Raw genomic sequence first — 16,646 nt, 5'->3', positions numbered from 1 at the left:
AACGGAAGACCCCTATCAGCGGTCGATGAGTTAGGCACACGCATTGACTATGAATACGACGAACATGGGCGCTGCCATTCAATATCTCATGAGTGGGGTGTTACACACCTGAAATACAGAGCCGATGGAGCACTGGATTACGAAAAATTCAAATTACCTTGTGGTAAAAATCTGGTCACACGTTATAGCTACGACAAATCCGGAAGGGAGATCCTTCGTCAGTTCGAGATACTACCGGACATCGCGGAGCAGAATCCGAAATCATCGATTCTGGAATTAAGTAGCATCTTCAATCCAGATGGGCGTTTGCATACCGCCACGCTAAAAAACAATGAAGATTTATGTCGAACGGAAACGTATACCTACACCCACACTGGCCAGCTACAGAGCTATAGTTGTTCAGGCCCGAACAAGCCCAAAGACACGTCAGGAAAATCGCTAACCAAACAACACTTCACCTACAATGAAACTGGCAACATCAATGAAGTCCTCAACAACTTCACAGATGGAAAATACTCTCCTGCGCAGACTAAATCTTTAGCTTTAGATATTAACCGTTACCCCGGAGGGGAGTATAAGACTCTATACCTTTACGACCCTGAGGACACCACCAAATTGTACTTAATAACCATGAACAGTGAATTCTATGGGTGGGATTTTTTCCTACATATCGAACCTGACTTTGAAGATACATATGACGACTCGGGCTATGGGACCGATCCGAGAATTCGCAGATTTAAGGATGCAAACGGAAGATTTCTTTACGGACAAATTCCAAGGTATGGGTCGCCATTCTTGCGCACAAAATTGACACCTGTAAGCTCGTTCGATATTTTTGGCCGTATTATCCACAACAATTACCGCTATGATGCTTACGATAAATTAATGGGATCAGGCGATTCAACAAAAACCAAAACCGAATACTTTTACAACGAATACCGTTTGAGCGGCTTCACACAAGCCCTCTCGGAGAGCGACAGCAAACCCTATGTAGAGGGCCTGCAAATATTAGACGCGAAGAAAGTCAATCGCACTGTCAGCCTCACGGATATCAGTCGCGGGTGCAGGCTGATTAATCAAAGGATTCATAGGGCACCGGCAGTGCCCTCAGCGGCAACGTTGATCGACGACACCCAACAATACGTGCTCACAAACGCTCAAGGCACTCCACTCGGCTATTGCGACAAGGACGGTGTCTTGACGTTGGCGCCTACCTATACGCCTTTCGGTTATTGCCCATTCGACTCAGGCTGCCTGATAGAGAAATTTGGCTCAGACAACGTGCCCACTGCGTTTCCCATGATCGGCATGAATGGCGAACTTCGTGATCCAGAAACAGGGGTGTATATCTTGGGCAATGGATATCGCCACTACGACCCAGAACTCTGCATGTTCACCACGCCCGACAGCCTGAGCCCTTTCGGAGAAGGAGGCGTTTTGCCGTATGCGTATTGCGGTAATGATCCGATCAATCACACCGATATCACAGGTCACACCAAAAGCATCAGTCAACGCTTCAGACAGCGCGGCATAGATGAAAATAGCTGGCAGCCCATGAGTCTTGGGAAGAATGGTCCCCTCATGAACGCCATTATATGGGGAGGTGTCGCCATCATTTCCGCTCCATTCACGGCGGGTGGCAGTTTAGCTCTTGGTGCGTCGTTGACGGGCCTTGCCATAGTGTCGACGGCTTTCAGCATAGCGAGCGTGTCACTGGAAGAATAGTAATCCGGACCTGGCGAAGACATTCGGCTGGGTAGCGTTCGGAACCGGCGTAGCCGGGGCGTTTCTGGCACCGCTGGACTCAGTGCGAAAAGGCCTGGGGGCGCCAGGAATGGGGAGGCTGATTTCGGTCAGTGAACAGGCAGCTGTGAACACCCGTAACGTGGTGAAAACCAATGTGACTCGCCTACGCGCCCAGATGGGCCGGATGCAGAACTTGATCGACGGGGGACTGATGAGAATGGAATCCGTTGTTATCCAAATGCCTGAAACAACACCGATGCCTTATTTAATAAGAGGCGCAAAGATAAAACCGTACACGCCAGCGGGTTCCCGCTCTTTATTTAAAAGCGCATTCAGCGAATGGAGCATCGCCGACAGTGTCGCTTCGCTCTCGGGTGGGATGACCATTGTTTCGACCGTTATGGGGGAGAACGATCTTGATCCGACGATCATCGGTCGTCCGGCATCCATCAGCGGCGCCGCGGCGAGTCTCACCGCAATAGGGATTGATCAGCGCTTTGCGACGCTGCAAAAATTCCCGCGCGTGTTTAGTCCGCTGAAGTTCAGATAAGAAGAGGAAGAACGATTACCGCTGGCGATGACCCGATCCATTGTGGCTTTCAGGCTGTCGGTCAACTGGATCAGGAGCACGGACGAAGACAGTGAGGATGCACTCGGTAATGGTCATCTCCCGGAGTCGATAGAGTCGGATTATGGTAGTTGGAGGGCAGATCGGCAAATGTCGGGATGGGTACCGGTTCTCAGTTGCAGCATTCCTAATATTCGCAACTCGTCGATTGGCGAGCTTTTTGAAGAGTTTTGAGAGCGTATAACCACCAACAAGCAGACCGATGCCAGCACTCACGAGCAGCCAGCCTATTGCGTCTTCATAATGACTATGTGGCCACAGCAGGAACATTGGAAGTATGGGTATATATAGACCAATGAAAGCTCCAGCCAGAGCCCCCAATAACCATCCCCAGGAAATATAGAGGGCTGACAATGCTCCGACCGAAAAACCAGCAAAAGCAAGCAGCCAATAGTGGAGTACTGGAATAGACGCGCCTTGGTTAAAAAAAAGTTCGAAAACGCCTGGAGTGACCAGCCCTAATGCCACACCGTAAATGATCACTTTAAGGAGCTTCATCTCCATCTCGCCGGGCAATGAGTGAGACTGGATTCGTTTATACCACCCGCCAAAAAAATCTCCGCTACTACAAAAATCAACGCACCGCCTCAAACTCATGCCCACACGCCAAGCAATGACTCAGCCACTCACCCAGAAACAGATTGAGTTGGGCCTTTTCGTCGGGCTGGTGCATATCAGGGTTGGGGTACGGATAGATGCCTTGAAAGCGCCTTGCGTGTTCGGCACCGATAACTTCAGCCATACGTGCGTCGTGGTAGACCTGCACTTCCAGCCTGGGCACTGGAAGCCAAGGCAAGCTGTGTTCCTGACGCACTTGCAGAGTGGTGGTGTACGGGCAATCGAGGATGACCTCAACCGCCAGCACGCCGAGCATTTGATCGCCTTGCGTCACGGCCACGCGCCGTGACCGCTGCGCATTGCGCATGTCAGGCAATAAACGCATCAAGCGCGCGTAGTTAGCCTCACAGGCTGCTTGCAGCCCGGCGAGGTCAACACGATAGCGCTCGCGCAAAAGAGTCACGACCACAGCCCCCTGATTTCAGTGCGGTTCAATGCCAGCCACTGTATGGCGATAATAGTTGCCGCATTGACGATGCGTCCGTCTTTCACGGCTTGAAATGCATCATCGAACGACCAGACCGACACACGGATGTCCTCGGCCTCTTCAACCAACCCGTGCAAGCCCCCCGCACCCTCGCTTTCGCACTTGCCCAGAAACAGATGAACGAATTCAGTGCTGCCACCCGGTGATGGAAAGTATTGAGTGATTGGCCACAACGCGTTGAAAACAAGCCCAGCTTCCTCCTGTCCTTCGCGGTGAGCAACCTCTTCGGGCTGCTCTTTTTTGTCGATCAGGCCAGCGACCATTTCGATCAGCCACGGGTTTGCAGTTTTGCCCACGGCGCCAACCCGAAACTGCTCGATCAGCACCACTTCGTCACGCTTGGCGTCGTAAGGCAATACGCATACCGCGTCATGCCGTACGAACAGCTCGCGCGTGATTTCCGGGCCCATGCCCCCCGCGAACAGCTCATGGCGCAGGTGCAGCCGATCCAGTTGATAAAAACCTTTGAAGCATTCTTCGCGGTGAGTGATCTCGTGTCGGGTTGGCGTCGATTTAGTCGTATCGGTCATAAAATTCTCGCTGCGGGACCACCTGTGTCTTCGCCTCATCCTAACGTGCTGGGACAAGGGATGCAGCCCCTGTTCCGGCAATTCTGGCAAGCAGGGTAGACGACAGCAGGTGAAAAGAACTCTAATCCGCCGAGCGGCGAACTGATGGCGCCGCCCGCAGTCGAAGCACCTTGCAGTTGCGTGATGCAGCTGCCTTCTTTGCCATTGCCAAGGATCAACATGTCGTTTCTGAAGATCACTTCACTGGCTTGCGTGGCCCTGACACTGGGCGCCTGCCAAAGCCTGTTCCAGCCCAACTTGCGCAGTCCGCTGACCGTTCAGCGTGACGCCTCCGAGCTGATCAAACCGGGATGCACCACCGACGATTGCCCGCTGGTGAATATCGATACGGTGCATTTCCCGGACGAGCCAAAACTGGATGCGATTGTTCAGCGCACGCTGCTGCAACTGGCGCGCACCGACTCCGACGCACCGGTTCCACCGACGCTTAAGGCCTATCAGGAGCAATACCTGAGCCAGGCACAAGCACGTAACAGCAGTTACTTACAGGCCAAAGTACGCGAGCAGCATGACGGTATCGTGGTGGTCGAACTGTCGAGCTATCTCGACACCGGTGGTGCCCACGGCGATCCGGGTCGTGCCTTCATCAACTACTCACGCTCGCAGCAGAAAGTGCTGACGCTGGCTGACATGCTGGTGCCTGGTCAGGAAGCTGCGTTCTGGCAAAAAGCCGAACTCGCCCATCAAGGCTGGCTGATCAGCAGCAAGATGAGCGAAGACCCGGCATTCGTGCAGAGTTGGCCGTTCAAAAAAACCGCCAACATCGCCCTGACCTACGGCGCAGTGATTCTTAAATACCCAGTCACCACTATTGCGCCCTATTCGATGGGCCACATTGAGCTGAAGATTCCTTACCCGCAGCTCAACGGCATCCTCAAGCCGGAACTGTTCCCCGGCCGGAGCTGATCGCTTTTCCCAGGATCAGTTGCAGCACGCCAGCCACGATCAAGGCTGGCAGTGTTGCGCCAATGTCTGGGTATAGATTTGCCAGTAGATGATAAGTACTGATCCCGCCCAGCCACGCCAGCAAGGTCATCCAGCGAAAACCTAGCGTCGCCGCCAACGCATCGCGACGACGCAGGATGAAGTGATCGACCAGCACCACGCCGAACAGCGGCGCAAACACCGAGCCAATCAGCAGCAGGAAATTCTGATACTGAGCCAACGGCGCAAAGCAGGCGATCAGGGTGCAGATCACGCCAATCACCAATGCGATGTGCTCGACTTTGGCCTTCACCAGAATGCCGCTTGAAACGGCCGCTGAGTGAATATCAGCGAAGGCATTCTCTGACTCATCGAGCAAAATCAGCAGCAACGGAATCCCCAACCCAGCCCCCGCCAGCGCTAACAGCAGCGCATTGGTATCGCCACTGGGCGCGAAGGCCAGCGTGTAAGCAACGCCCAGGCTCATCAACCAGAAATTACCGATGAAGAAGCCCAGCGCGGTGCTGCCGAAGACGCCAGCGGCACGTTTGCCGAACCGCGAGTAGTCGGCAATCAGCGGCAGCCACGACAGCGGCATGGCGATTGCGATGTCGAAACCAACAGCAAATGGCATCGTCCCGTCACCGGCGCGCGACCACAGCGCAGACAAGTCGGCTTTGGCGAGCAAGTTCCACGTCAACCAAATACACGCTGCAAGCAACAGCCAGATGCCCCATTTGCGCAGGATTTGTCGGACGAAAGCCAGCGGACCGCTGACTGCCAGCAAGGTGGCCAGCGCACCGAACACCAGGGTCCAGAGCAACGGATTGGCGATCAGGCTGCCGTCCGAAAACGCACCGGCACCCAGCAAACTGGCGGCATCGCGCATGACGATGATCTCGAACGCCCCCCAACCCACCAGTTGCAACAGGTTGAGCAATGCCGGCACGGTTGCGCCCCTGCTGCCCAGGCTCAGTTTGAGTGCGGCCATGGACGAGAGTCCGGTGTCACTGCCGATCAGGCCAACAGCCGCCAGCAGCAAAACGCCGACCAGCGTGCCGAGAAAGATCGCCAGCATCGAACCAGACATGCCCAAACCCGGCGCCAATAGCGCGCCGGTTTGCAGGACCATCAGCCCGATACCGAGGGAGAACCACAGAGAAAACAGATCACGCCCGCCAAAGACGCGCTTGGCGGCGGGGACGGGAATATCGGGAGAGTAGGTGCCGGGTGTGTTCACGTTATGTGATCTCGCAGGATTGTTAGCTGTTTGCACGCGATCAAACTGTAGGAGCGAATTCATTCGCGAAACATGCTCCAGACAACCTATTCATGTCGGCTGTACTGACCTCTCGCGAATGAATTCGCTCCTACAGAAGTTCGGTGGTGTCAGACTTTTTTGTACAACTGACTGCCTTCCTTCTTGAACCGCTCAGCCTGCTCACGCAAACCCTCTTGCACCGAAACGTCCAATGCCTCGATCTTCTGGTTGGCCGCGTATACGCGCACTTCCTGAGTGATTTTCATCGAACAGAATTTCGGGCCGCACATGGAGCAGAAGTGCGCCACTTTGGCCGAGTCCTTGGGCAGCGTTTCATCGTGATAAGAACGCGCGGTGTCTGGATCGAGCCCCAGATTGAACTGGTCTTCCCAGCGAAACTCGAAGCGCGCCTTGCTCAACGCGTTGTCACGAATTTGCGCGCCCGGATGCCCCTTCGCCAGGTCGGCGGCGTGAGCGGCGATCTTGTACGTAATGATCCCGGTCTTCACGTCGTCCTTGTTCGGCAGCCCCAAATGTTCCTTGGGCGTGACGTAGCACAACATGGCGCAACCGAACCAACCGATCATTGCCGCGCCAATGCCCGAGGTGATGTGGTCGTAGCCCGGCGCAATGTCAGTGGTCAATGGACCAAGGGTGTAGAACGGCGCCTCGTCGCAGCACTCAAGCTGCTTGTCCATGTTCTCTTTGATCAGTTGCATCGGCACATGGCCGGGGCCTTTGATCATGCATTGCACATCGTGTTTCCAGGCGATCTTGGTCAGCTCGCCGAGAGTTTCCAGTTCGCCGAACTGCGCTTCGTCGTTGGCGTCGGCAATCGAGCCGGGACGCAGGCCATCGCCCAGCGAGAAGCTCACGTCGTAGGCCTTCATGATTTCGCAGATGTCGTCGAAATGGGTGTACAGAAAGTTTTCCTGATGGTGCGCCAGGCACCACTTAGCCATGATCGAACCACCACGGCTGACGATGCCGGTGACGCGCTTGGCAGTCAGCGGCACATAGCGCAGCAGCACGCCCGCATGGATGGTGAAGTAGTCGACGCCCTGCTCTGCCTGCTCGATCAGCGTGTCGCGGAACAACTCCCAGGTCAGGTCTTCAGCCGCGCCGCCGACTTTTTCCAGCGCCTGATAAATAGGCACAGTCCCGATTGGCACTGGCGAATTGCGGATGATCCACTCGCGGGTTTCGTGGATGTGCTTGCCGGTGGACAAGTCCATGACCGTGTCCGAGCCCCAACGAATGCCCCAGGTCAGCTTGGCCACCTCTTCTTCGATTGAAGAACCGAGTGCGCTGTTACCGATATTGCCGTTGATCTTCACCAGGAAGTTCCGGCCGATGATCATCGGTTCCAGTTCGACGTGGTTGATGTTGGCCGGAATGATCGCACGACCGCGAGCGATTTCCTCACGCACGAACTCGGCAGTGATTTCTTTCGGGATGCTCGCGCCGAAGCTATGACCTGCATGCTGTTGCTTGAGCAGACCGGCGGCGCGGGCTTCCTGCAACTTCATGTTTTCACGGATGGCGACGTATTCCATCTCGGCGGTGATGATGCCCTGACGCGCGTAATGCATCTGGCTGACGTTGGCGCCAGCCTTGGCCCTACGCGGATTATTCACATGGGCGAAACGCAACGCGGTCAGTTCAGGGTCGTTCAGCCGCTGCTGACCGAAGTTGGAGGTCAGACCGGCAAGACGCTCGGTGTCATTGCGCGATTCGATCCAGGGCGAGCGCACGTCAGCCAGGCCTTTGCGCACGTCGATGATGACGCTGGGGTCGGTGTACGGGCCGGACGTATCGTAAACGGTGACCGGCGCGTTGATTTCGCCGCCAAAGTCAGTGGGCGTCACGTCCAGCGTGACTTCACGCATCGGCACGCGGATGTCCGGGCGCGAGCCCTGAACGTAAATCTTCTGTGAACGGGTAAACGGCTGAACCGACCCGGAATCGACTTGGGCTGACTCACTCAGGTTGGCGTTTTTTAGTGTTTTACTCATCACGGGCTCTCCAGACATCATCCAGCAGCGGATAGATTTGTCGGAGCTTGAGCCTGATCTTAACGGACGCACCCGTTGAAAGAGTGCTGAGGATCGAAAACGAGGGTTGTTCAGCTGTTCAATAGTTGAAAAATAGCTGAACAATCGACCCCGGACGACACTCAAGAGGACTCGCCGGGAGACGAGAAATCTTGTTCCCTACGCAGGCGCTAACCTGATCAGGTTCAACGGGATCCGGATTATCCGATCTCAGCCTCATAGCAAGGCACCCCGACAAGAACATCGCCAGTCTAGTCGCCCGGCGCGCCAAACGCCAAGCGCGCAATTCAAACGCTTGTTAAATGGCCGATTTACCCGATTGTTGTCGGCACCCTGCGCAACTACACTCGCTACGCAGCGCCAAAGCCATCGGAGTCCGCCTTGGCGTCTATGTATTCACACAGTCTGAACTACTAGGGAATGTCTATGCTGCGCAAACTTTCACTGGCCATTGCCGTGTCATGTGCTTCAAGTGCAATGGCCGGGGCGGCAGACTTGCCTTTGCCGATCAAAACAGGATTAGTCAGCGTTTATCAGGAAGCGGTGAACAACAACGCCGATCTGGCCGCCGCGCGCGCCGATTATGACGCCCGCAAAGAAGTCGTACCCCAGGCCCGCGCAGGCCTGCTGCCGAACATTTCCGGCGGTGTAGACGTGAACAGCACCCGAACCAAACTTGATGAACCTTCAGCCGTGATCAACCGTGGCGGCACGGTCTACCGAGCCACGTTGAGCCAGCCGATTTTTCGCGCTGACCGTTGGTTCCAGTTGCAAGCGGCCAAGGACGTCAATGAACAGGCCGTGCTTGAACTGTCGGCAACCGAGCAAAACCTGATTCTGGAAAGCGCCCAGGATTACTTCACCGTGCTGCGAGCCCAGGACACCCTCGCATCTACCAAGGCCGAAGAAGCCGCGTTCAAGCGTCAACTGGATCAAGCCAGGGAACGATTCGATGTCGGCCTCTCGGACAGGACCGATGTGCTGCAAGCCCAGGCCAGTTACGACACCGCGCGCGCCAGCCGCATCGTTGCCAAACGCCAGGTGGACGACGCGTTCCAAGCGTTGGTGACCCTGACCAACCGCGAATACAACTCTATCGAAGGCATCGTTCACACCTTGCCGGTGCTTGCGCCCACACCCAACGACGCCAAGGCCTGGGTCGACACCGCAGCGCAACAAAACCTCAACTTGCTCGCCAGCAACTACGCCGTCAGTGCTGCTGAGGAGACATTGCGTCAGCGCAAGGCTGGCCACGCACCGACACTGGATGCCGTGGCGCAAGTAGAAAAAGGCGACAACGACGCGCTGGGTTTCACCAACCCGAACTTCACCGGCCAGGCCTACCATGGCAATGTCGAACAGCGGACCATCGGCGTGCAGTTGAATATCCCGATCTACAGCGGCGGCCTGACCAGCTCCCAGGTGCGTGAAGCCTACTCACGCTTGAGCCAAAGCGAGCAGCGTCGTGAAGGTTTACGCCGTCAAGTGGTGGAAAACACCCGCAACCTGCACCGCGCGGTGAACACCGACGTCGAGCAAGTCCAGGCACGCAAGCAGTCGATCATCTCCAACCAAAGCGCACTGGAGGCCACCGAAATCGGCTATCAGGTCGGCACGCGTAACATCGTCGACGTGCTCGATGCGCAGCGCCAGTTGTATGCGTCGGTACGCGACTACAACAACACCCGCTACGACTACATCATCGACAACCTGCGCCTGAAACAGGCTGCGGGGACGTTGAACCCCGGGGATTTGCAGGACCTGTCGCGCTACTTGAAAGCGGACTACAACCCCGACAAAGACTTCCTGCCGCCGGATCTGGCTAAGGAAGCGGCGAAGAATTTTGAAAGGCCTACGGAGAGGTAGGGTTCATTCACGCGGCGCCATGTGTAAGTGTTGCGCGCGGAGGCCGTGCCTGAACGGACTGTCGCTGTAGGCCAACCCCAACACTTACCGATGTTTTTCGTATCGCTCCAGGCGCTGCTCCCCTCGGGGCCAAATCCGTTGAGTAAATTCAGGCTGTAGACGAGGGGTGGTCATGAGGTAGCCGCTCCAAAGAATCGTTCATAAACATGAGGTCCCGGTTGTCCAGGCCGCCTGATGGCTGAGAGGCTCGCTGGATCAGCGCCCATGACAAATCCCCAGCACCGAAAATTCGGTGCCAGCAATCGTGAAGGTGAAAACAAGTTTTGCCTGTCAGATCTGGCAGGCAAGTTATGTAGGGTGTTTCCTTATGTTGCAATTTTGACGACAGCGCTGCTTGCGTCTGCCGCCAGGCGGGTTGTGAGCGGATTAAATCGGGCCAATCACTCGCATTGAGTGATGAGGCGCAAACGGATCAAGTCAACCCTTATTCATCTCCGCTCGGCGTGCGGGCGTCAGCAAATATCACATCAACCGCCCAATCCCCTCCAACAACCGCTGCAACGCGCCTTGATTCGCCTTCATCACGCCCAGGCCAGCATCGGCCATGGTCCGTGCCAACTCGGGTTGATCGAACAAACGCTGCACGGCGATGGAGAGGCTTGCAGCATCGGTCACCTCTTCCAGCGCGCTGGCATTGCGCAGCAAGGCTGCGATTTCGAGGAAGTTGAACACGTGCGTGCCACTCAAGATGGGCTTGGCCAGTGCTGCGGGCTCCAGTAGGTTGTGGCCGCCGTTGGGCACCAGGCTGCCGCCGACGAAGGCGACGTCAGCCAGCGCGTAGAGAAACAACAGCTCACCCATGGTGTCGCCCAATAACACCGAAGTGGAGGCCGTCACGGGTTCTGCTGCCGAACGCCGAACAGTCGCGAACCCTTGCTGCTGACATAATTCAAAAACGCTGTTGAAGCGCTCGGGATGGCGCGGCACCAGGATCAATAGCGCATCTGGATGCGCTGCCAACAACTGGCGATGCGCCGACAACACGACCTCATCTTCACCCACATGCGTACTGGCAGCGATCCACACCGGGCGCTGGGTGGTTTGCCATTGTTCACGCTGCGCAACAGCGCGCTGCAGCAGCGCGGGGTCGATGGTCAGGTCAAACTTGATCGAGCCGGTCACGGTTACGCATTCAGGTCGTGCGCCCAGCTCAAGGAAGCGCTGGGCTTCGGCTTCGGTCTGCACCGCGAACAGGTTCATTTCAGCCAGCATGGGCCGCGTGAGCCTGGCGAATCGGCCGTAACCCCGTGCGGAACGCTGCGACAAGCGTGCGTTAGCCAGCACCGTCGGAATGCCGCGTTTCGCACATTGGTGGATGTGATTGGGCCACAGCTCGGTTTCCATGATCACTCCAAGCTTTGGCCGAATGTGATTCAAAAACCGAGACGCTGCCCACGGAAAGTCATACGGCAGATAACAGTGCTGGATGCGCGGCTCGTTGGCGAACATCGAGCGAATGCGCTCGGAACCGGTTGGAGTCATGCAGGTGATGGTAATCGGCAACTGTGGATAACGCGCCAGCAGCGCACGAATCATCGGCGCGGCGGCAATGCTCTCGCCCACTGAAACGGCGTGGACCCAAATGCCGCCGCGCTGCATCGCAGGTAAACCCAGGGCAAATCGCTCGCCAATGCGCTGCGCGTAAGCCGGAGCCTTGCGCGAACGCAGCCACAAACGAAGCGCGATGATGGGCAGGCCAAGGTGAAACAGGACGGTATAGAGGGTTCTATTCATGGGCGCGGAGTTTATCAGCCAATGGCCTTCAAATGATGGGTGAAACACTCGGCCAGCCAACGCGCGGCAGGGCCCAGCGGTTCGTCGCGCCGCCAGACCATTTCCACCACCAGCGCGGGCGGTGTCCATTCGCTGGTCAGCTCGACCATGTGGCTTTGATAGGTCGGGTATTGCACCACATGCCGAGGCAACCAGGCCCAACCCAGCCCGCGCATCAACAGTTCAGCCATCACGTAAAAACTGTCGGCCCGCCAGACGTGCGGGCTCAGTTGCTCGCCTCCCGGATACTCGCTCTGCAGGGGTGCAATCAGTAGTTGTCGATGCCGCGCCAATTGCTGGCGGGTAATGTGCGCCTCGTTGACCAATGGGTGGTTGACCGAACAGACCGTGACCATTTCCACACTGCCCAGCACCCGACGTTCCAGTGCCTCTGGCATTTGCTCATGGTGGAACAACAAGCCCAGGTCGGCCCGGCGTTCAACCAGTTTGCGTGCCACATCACCTTGCGCGCTGCTGGCAAGCTGCACTTCGACGCTGGGAAATCGCTCATCCAACGCCTCAAGGCTGTCGAGCACCGGTTGATACGGCATGGCTTCGTCGTGCGCCACGCGCAAACGCGCCTCCTCGCCGCGCATCAAGGCCAGTGCGCGACCGTCGAGGCGCTCGCACTGGCGCAGCAGTTCTCGCGCCTCTTCCAATAATGCTGTACCCGCTTCGGTCAACAGTGGCTGACGACCGCTGCTGCGGTCGAAAAGACTCACCCCCAGATCCGCTTCCAGCAAGGCAATCGCGCTACTGACCGCCGACTGAGCACGTCGCGACTTGCGCGCCACCGCCGAGAAAGAACGGTGTTCCGCGACGCTGACGAAAAGGCGAATCTGCTCAAGATTCCATTGCATGACGTGCGCCACCTATCAGCTATAGAGATAGGTAATGACTGTACCCCATCTGAATGTTCTCTAGAATGCCGAACACTGAAGAGGAGTTTCATCATGACTGCCTACTACTTCCTGGCCATTGCCATCTGCGCTGAAGTCATCGCCACCGTTTCCATGAAAGCCGTCAAAGGTCTGAGTACGCCGCTGCCGCTGTTGCTGGTGATCGTCGGTTATGCCGTGGCGTTCTGGATGCTGACCCTGGTGGTGCGCAGCATTCCGGTCGGCGTTGCCTATGCCGTCTGGGCCGGTATGGGCATCGTGATGGTCAGTGTCGCGGCGCTGTTCGTCTATGGGCAGAAGCTTGACGTTCCGGCCATGCTCGGCATGGGCTTGATCGTCGCGGGCGTGGTGGTCATTCAGTTGTTCTCGAAAACCGCCGGTCATTGAAAAGCGTGTTCCCCTATAATGGCGGCATTCGTTTCGCCATTTGAGGTGTACATGCCATCTGCCATTTCCACTGACGTTCTGATTGTCGGCGCGGGCGTCGCCGGTCTCTGGCTCAACGCGCGCCTGCGTCGACAAGGTTTCTCGACAGTCGTGGTGGAAAACGCAAGCCTGGGCGGCGGACAAACCGTGAAATCCCAAGGCATCATCCACGGTGGCGCCAAATATGCGTTGCACGGTGCATTGTCCGGCGCATCCGAAGCCATCGCCGACATGCCGCGCCGCTGGCGTGAAGCCTTGGCCGGCAAGGGCGAGTTGAACCTGTCCGGGGTGCGTTTACTCTCTGAAGCCCACTATCTCTGGTCGCCCGGCACCCTGGCCGGCAACCTCACCAGCTTCTTTGCCAGCAAGGCCGTGCGCGGGCGCGTCGATCAGGTCAAGGGCACGGAGCTGCCGCCAGCCCTGCAAGACCCACGCTTCAAGGGCAAGGTCTACCGCTTGGCTGAGTTGGTCGTCGATGTGCCCAGTCTGATTAATAAGCTCGCGGAACTGGCAGGTGACAGCCTGCTGGCCGGACACACCCTCGAACCGCTGCATGACGGCGATGCCCTTGTTGGCCTGCGGGTCGATGGTCGCGATATTTTTGCCCAGCGCATCGTGCTCAGCGCGGGTAGCGGCAATGGCGATTTGTTGAAAGCGCTGCATATCCAACGCCCGGCCATGCAACGTCGCCCGTTGCACATGGTGCTGGTCAAGGCGCCGACGCTCAAGCCGCTGTATGCGCATTGCCTGGGTGGCGGGCCGAAGCCGAGAATTACCGTGACCACGCACCCGGCAGCCGATGGCCAACTGGTCTGGTATCTGGGTGGCGACGTCGCCGAAGCTGAGGGAGTCGCTCGCGAACCGGCCGAGCAAATTGCAGCGGTCAAGAAAGAACTCACACAACTTCTGCCCTGGATCGACCTGAGTCAGGCGCAATGGACCACCGTTCGCGTCGACCGCGCCGAACCTGCTCAATCGGGGCTGACGCGCCCGGACAACGCTTTTCTGGATGTTCAGGGGCGTCTGATGATCGGCTGGCCAACCAAACTCGCACTCGCGCCAGACTTTGCCGATCGCGTATTGGCCTCGCTGTCGCGGGACGACATTCACCCAACCCCGCAGCCAGCGTTCACTGACTTCCCCAAGCCACCCATTGCGCGACCTGTCTGGGATGAACTGTTGCCATGAAGACCCTGCACGACCTCCATCGCCCGCTGGGCAGTCTTGGCATTAATGTTTCGCCCATCGGCCTGGGCACCGTCAAACTCGGCCGTGATCAAGGGGTGAAGTACCCGAACGGCTTCAAGATCCCTGACGACAACGAAGCGCAGATGTTGCTCAAACTGGCGCGGGACCTGGGTATCAACCTCATCGACACCGCCCCAGCCTATGGCACCAGCGAAGACCGCCTCGGCCCGCTGCTGCGCGGCCAGCGTCAAGACTGGGTGATCGTCAGTAAGGTCGGTGAAGAATTCGAAGGCGGACAATCCAGCCATGACTTCAGCCCCGCACACACACGTATGTCGGTGGAGCGCAGCCTCAAGCGCCTGGAAACGGATTTCATCGACCTGGTGCTGGTGCATTCAGACGGCAATGATCTGGCGATCCTCAACGACTCAGGCGTTTATCACACGCTGGCCGAACTCAAACGCGAAGGCAAAATCCGTGGCTTCGGCTTTTCCGGAAAAACCGTCGACGGAGGCCTATTGGCGTTGCAAGAGGGCGATTGCGCCATGGTCACCTACAACCTCAATGAACAAGACGAAAAACCGGTCCTCGACTACGCTGCTGTACACGGTAAAGGGGTTCTGATCAAAAAGGCGCTGGCCAGTGGGCACGTTTGCCTCAGCCCCGGCGTCGATCCCGTGCAAGCGAGTTTTGAATTGCTTTTTCAACATCCCGGCGTCACCGGTGCTATCGTCGGGACCATCAATCCGCTGCATCTGACCCATAACGTGGCGATTGCCGCTGCCGTGATACGCCGTCAAGCCTGATGTGGGCGGCCGACCCCAACGAAAGAAGGAGCCGATATGCCGCGAACCCTGATTCGAAAAAACCCCAGCAACTTTAAAACCCTGCCGTTATTCGTCGAAGCCACTCCCGAAAGCCTGAGTTATCAGAGTGTCGGGATGCCGCTAAATTTTTCCCAGACCCTGCAACGTCGTCGCAAGATCGAAGTGGAGAACCCTGAGTGCTTCTCCACCGAGCTTGCGAATCTGGGCGTGTCGGTGCGTCTGACCCTGAACTGGCAAAACCGTGATTACTGGGTGTTGGTACGGCAGAGACGGCAGGACCGTGGCGATGTGGTGCTCAAGCTGATTTCCGGCTATGTGCCAGCACATGAGGTGAACCTGCCACTGCATACGGCCATTCAGGAAGTCGCCGAAGAATGCCTGATCGAAACGCCACAAGGCTGGTTGAGCGGGCGCTTCAACGACACCTGGCTACCCGCGCCGTATGCCGCTGCCCTGCACTACCGTGAAGCGTTACCTTTTCGTCTGAGCCCGCTGTCTGGCGCGGCACGACCCGTGCGCTGCGCCAGCATGACCCTGATCGAGCGCCCGCGCGCTTATGTGCATCTGCCCACAGCGTCGTTGCAACTCATCTATGACATGCGCCTGGAAGTGCCAAAGGAGGCACGACCGCTGAGCCTGTTTCATGTCGATGAAAGCCTGGAAAATGACGAATTGGTGGCGCGGCTCAATCGCAGCAAACCCGACCTGTATCTGATGCCTCTGGAAAACGGCGCACCATTACCCGAGCTCTATACGCTCAAGCAGGACAAACTGACGCCCGCCAGCACACGTGGGCTGTATCTGGCAGAGAGCTTTGCCGCGCAGGAAGGCTGGGTGGTGCGCGACGAACGCATTCGCTGGAAAGACTGGCTCCAGCAGCAAGGCATGACGCCACCGAAGAAGGCGAGCTTAAAACGGCGCTTGAAAGTGGGGGCCAAGCAGTTGTTGCGAATGGCGCGCAAGACGCTGAGCAAATCTTGACGGGTGTTGCAGGGGCGATGATGGAGTGAAGATTGGCCGCAAAATCTGTAGCAGCCAACGTGTTGGCGAGGCGACCAACTCGGTGCGCCTGAAACACCGCCTCGCGAACACGTTCGCTCCACAACCGATTATTCATCAGTCAGACATACAAAAACGCCCCCGACCTTGCAGTCGGCGGTTGAAGTTCTGATTGAGCACCCGATTTCCGTAGGAGCCAACTTGTTGGCGAGGCAACCAACGCGGTGTGGCTGAAACACCGCTTCGCGAACAAGTTCGCTCCTACAACCGATGCCTCATCAGTCAGACATACAAAAACGC

Annotated in this window: 15 protein-coding genes and 1 riboswitch; of the genes, 8 read left to right on the top strand and 7 right to left on the bottom strand. The window is 57.2% G+C overall.

Annotation, left to right across the window (positions count from 1 at the left end):
- A partial coding sequence (locus VGC62_RS08790; protein ID WP_331186685.1) for an RHS repeat-associated core domain-containing protein occupies positions 1 to 1,725 on the top strand: 1,725 nt, incomplete at its 5' end.
- Between the two features lie 109 nt (positions 1,726 to 1,834).
- Positions 1,835 to 2,296, top strand: coding sequence for a hypothetical protein (locus tag VGC62_RS08785; RefSeq protein WP_331186684.1), 462 nt, complete (start codon positions 1,835 to 1,837; stop codon positions 2,294 to 2,296).
- A gap of 15 nt (positions 2,297 to 2,311) precedes the next feature.
- Here VGC62_RS08785 and VGC62_RS08780 read toward each other — a convergent pair whose 3' ends face one another.
- From VGC62_RS08780 to VGC62_RS08770, 3 genes are all read right to left on the bottom strand, one after another.
- Positions 2,312 to 2,872 (bottom strand): hypothetical protein, encoded by a 561-nt coding sequence (locus VGC62_RS08780; protein ID WP_331186683.1) that lies wholly within the window; start codon positions 2,870 to 2,872, stop codon positions 2,312 to 2,314.
- A gap of 76 nt (positions 2,873 to 2,948) precedes the next feature.
- On the bottom strand, positions 2,949 to 3,401 hold the full coding sequence (locus VGC62_RS08775; protein ID WP_331186682.1) for a DUF1249 domain-containing protein: 453 nt from the start codon (positions 3,399 to 3,401) through the stop codon (positions 2,949 to 2,951).
- A complete protein-coding gene (locus VGC62_RS08770) occupies positions 3,392 to 4,009 on the bottom strand; it encodes an NUDIX domain-containing protein (RefSeq protein WP_331186681.1) in 618 nt (205 codons plus the stop codon). Before VGC62_RS08770 ends, VGC62_RS08775 begins: the two co-directional genes overlap by 10 nt.
- A gap of 219 nt (positions 4,010 to 4,228) precedes the next feature.
- Here VGC62_RS08770 and VGC62_RS08765 point away from each other — a divergent pair, with 219 nt between their 5' ends.
- A complete protein-coding gene (locus VGC62_RS08765) occupies positions 4,229 to 4,975 on the top strand; it encodes an RsiV family protein (RefSeq protein WP_331186680.1) in 747 nt (248 codons plus the stop codon).
- Here VGC62_RS08765 and cytX read toward each other — a convergent pair.
- Together cytX and thiC are read right to left on the bottom strand one after the other, a co-directional pair.
- Positions 4,944 to 6,233, bottom strand: coding sequence for a putative hydroxymethylpyrimidine transporter CytX (gene cytX / locus VGC62_RS08760; protein WP_331186679.1), 1,290 nt, complete (start codon positions 6,231 to 6,233; stop codon positions 4,944 to 4,946). The genes VGC62_RS08765 and cytX overlap by 32 nt on opposite strands.
- Before the next feature lie 149 nt (positions 6,234 to 6,382).
- Positions 6,383 to 8,269 carry a phosphomethylpyrimidine synthase ThiC gene (gene thiC, locus VGC62_RS08755; RefSeq protein WP_331186678.1) on the bottom strand — a complete coding sequence of 629 codons (1,887 nt, stop codon included), beginning with the start codon at positions 8,267 to 8,269 and terminating at the stop codon, positions 6,383 to 6,385.
- A gap of 178 nt (positions 8,270 to 8,447) precedes the next feature.
- A riboswitch (TPP riboswitch) is annotated at positions 8,448 to 8,552 on the bottom strand.
- Between the two features lie 182 nt (positions 8,553 to 8,734).
- Between thiC and VGC62_RS08750 the strand changes: the two genes are divergently transcribed.
- Entirely contained in the window at positions 8,735 to 10,174 is a 1,440-nt protein-coding gene (locus tag VGC62_RS08750; RefSeq protein WP_331186677.1) for a TolC family outer membrane protein, read from the top strand.
- Between the two features lie 522 nt (positions 10,175 to 10,696).
- Here VGC62_RS08750 and waaA read toward each other — a convergent pair.
- Both waaA and VGC62_RS08740 read right to left on the bottom strand, forming a co-directional pair.
- On the bottom strand, positions 10,697 to 11,968 hold the full coding sequence (gene waaA, locus VGC62_RS08745; protein WP_331186676.1) for a lipid IV(A) 3-deoxy-D-manno-octulosonic acid transferase: 1,272 nt from the start codon (positions 11,966 to 11,968) through the stop codon (positions 10,697 to 10,699).
- Positions 11,969 to 11,982: 14 nt separating this feature from the next.
- A complete protein-coding gene (locus VGC62_RS08740) occupies positions 11,983 to 12,867 on the bottom strand; it encodes a LysR family transcriptional regulator (RefSeq protein ID WP_331186675.1) in 885 nt (294 codons plus the stop codon).
- Positions 12,868 to 12,960: 93 nt separating this feature from the next.
- Here VGC62_RS08740 and VGC62_RS08735 point away from each other — a divergent pair, with 93 nt between their 5' ends.
- From VGC62_RS08735 to VGC62_RS08720, 4 genes are read left to right on the top strand one after another with little or no spacing between them, the layout of a single operon-like run.
- The gene (locus tag VGC62_RS08735; RefSeq protein ID WP_331186674.1) at positions 12,961 to 13,293 is read left to right on the top strand and encodes a multidrug efflux SMR transporter; all 333 of its coding nucleotides are present in this window, start codon (positions 12,961 to 12,963) and stop codon (positions 13,291 to 13,293) included.
- Between the two features lie 51 nt (positions 13,294 to 13,344).
- Positions 13,345 to 14,520 (top strand): NAD(P)/FAD-dependent oxidoreductase, encoded by a 1,176-nt coding sequence (locus VGC62_RS08730; protein WP_331186673.1) that lies wholly within the window; start codon positions 13,345 to 13,347, stop codon positions 14,518 to 14,520.
- Entirely contained in the window at positions 14,517 to 15,326 is an 810-nt protein-coding gene (locus VGC62_RS08725; RefSeq protein WP_331186672.1) for an aldo/keto reductase, read from the top strand. The genes VGC62_RS08730 and VGC62_RS08725 overlap by 4 nt, the downstream gene beginning before the upstream one ends.
- A gap of 36 nt (positions 15,327 to 15,362) precedes the next feature.
- Positions 15,363 to 16,328, top strand: coding sequence for a metal ABC transporter ATPase (locus VGC62_RS08720; protein ID WP_331186671.1), 966 nt, complete (start codon positions 15,363 to 15,365; stop codon positions 16,326 to 16,328).
- Positions 16,329 to 16,646: the final 318 nt, after the last annotated feature.

Source organism: Pseudomonas sp. (assembly GCF_036404235.1).
In the GTDB taxonomy this organism is placed as follows: domain Bacteria; phylum Pseudomonadota; class Gammaproteobacteria; order Pseudomonadales; family Pseudomonadaceae; genus Aquipseudomonas.
This window is presented reverse-complemented; position numbering and strand designations above follow the sequence as displayed.

Bases quoted from the DNA above. Each gene is read 5' to 3' on its own strand.
- VGC62_RS08785 (WP_331186684.1), top strand. From the start codon at position 1,835: ATGGGGAGGCTGATTTCGGTCAGTGAACAGGCAGCTGTGAACACCCGT.
- VGC62_RS08780 (WP_331186683.1), bottom strand. From the start codon at position 2,872: ATGAAGCTCCTTAAAGTGATCATTTACGGTGTGGCATTAGGGCTGGTC.
- VGC62_RS08770 (WP_331186681.1), bottom strand. From the start codon at position 4,009: ATGACCGATACGACTAAATCGACGCCAACCCGACACGAGATCACTCAC.
- VGC62_RS08765 (WP_331186680.1), top strand. From the start codon at position 4,229: ATGTCGTTTCTGAAGATCACTTCACTGGCTTGCGTGGCCCTGACACTG.
- thiC (WP_331186678.1), bottom strand. From the start codon at position 8,269: ATGAGTAAAACACTAAAAAACGCCAACCTGAGTGAGTCAGCCCAAGTC.
- VGC62_RS08750 (WP_331186677.1), top strand. From the start codon at position 8,735: ATGCTGCGCAAACTTTCACTGGCCATTGCCGTGTCATGTGCTTCAAGT.
- waaA (WP_331186676.1), bottom strand. From the start codon at position 11,968: ATGAATAGAACCCTCTATACCGTCCTGTTTCACCTTGGCCTGCCCATC.
- VGC62_RS08740 (WP_331186675.1), bottom strand. From the start codon at position 12,867: ATGCAATGGAATCTTGAGCAGATTCGCCTTTTCGTCAGCGTCGCGGAA.
- VGC62_RS08735 (WP_331186674.1), top strand. From the start codon at position 12,961: ATGACTGCCTACTACTTCCTGGCCATTGCCATCTGCGCTGAAGTCATC.
- VGC62_RS08730 (WP_331186673.1), top strand. From the start codon at position 13,345: ATGCCATCTGCCATTTCCACTGACGTTCTGATTGTCGGCGCGGGCGTC.
- VGC62_RS08725 (WP_331186672.1), top strand. From the start codon at position 14,517: ATGAAGACCCTGCACGACCTCCATCGCCCGCTGGGCAGTCTTGGCATT.
- VGC62_RS08720 (WP_331186671.1), top strand. From the start codon at position 15,363: ATGCCGCGAACCCTGATTCGAAAAAACCCCAGCAACTTTAAAACCCTG.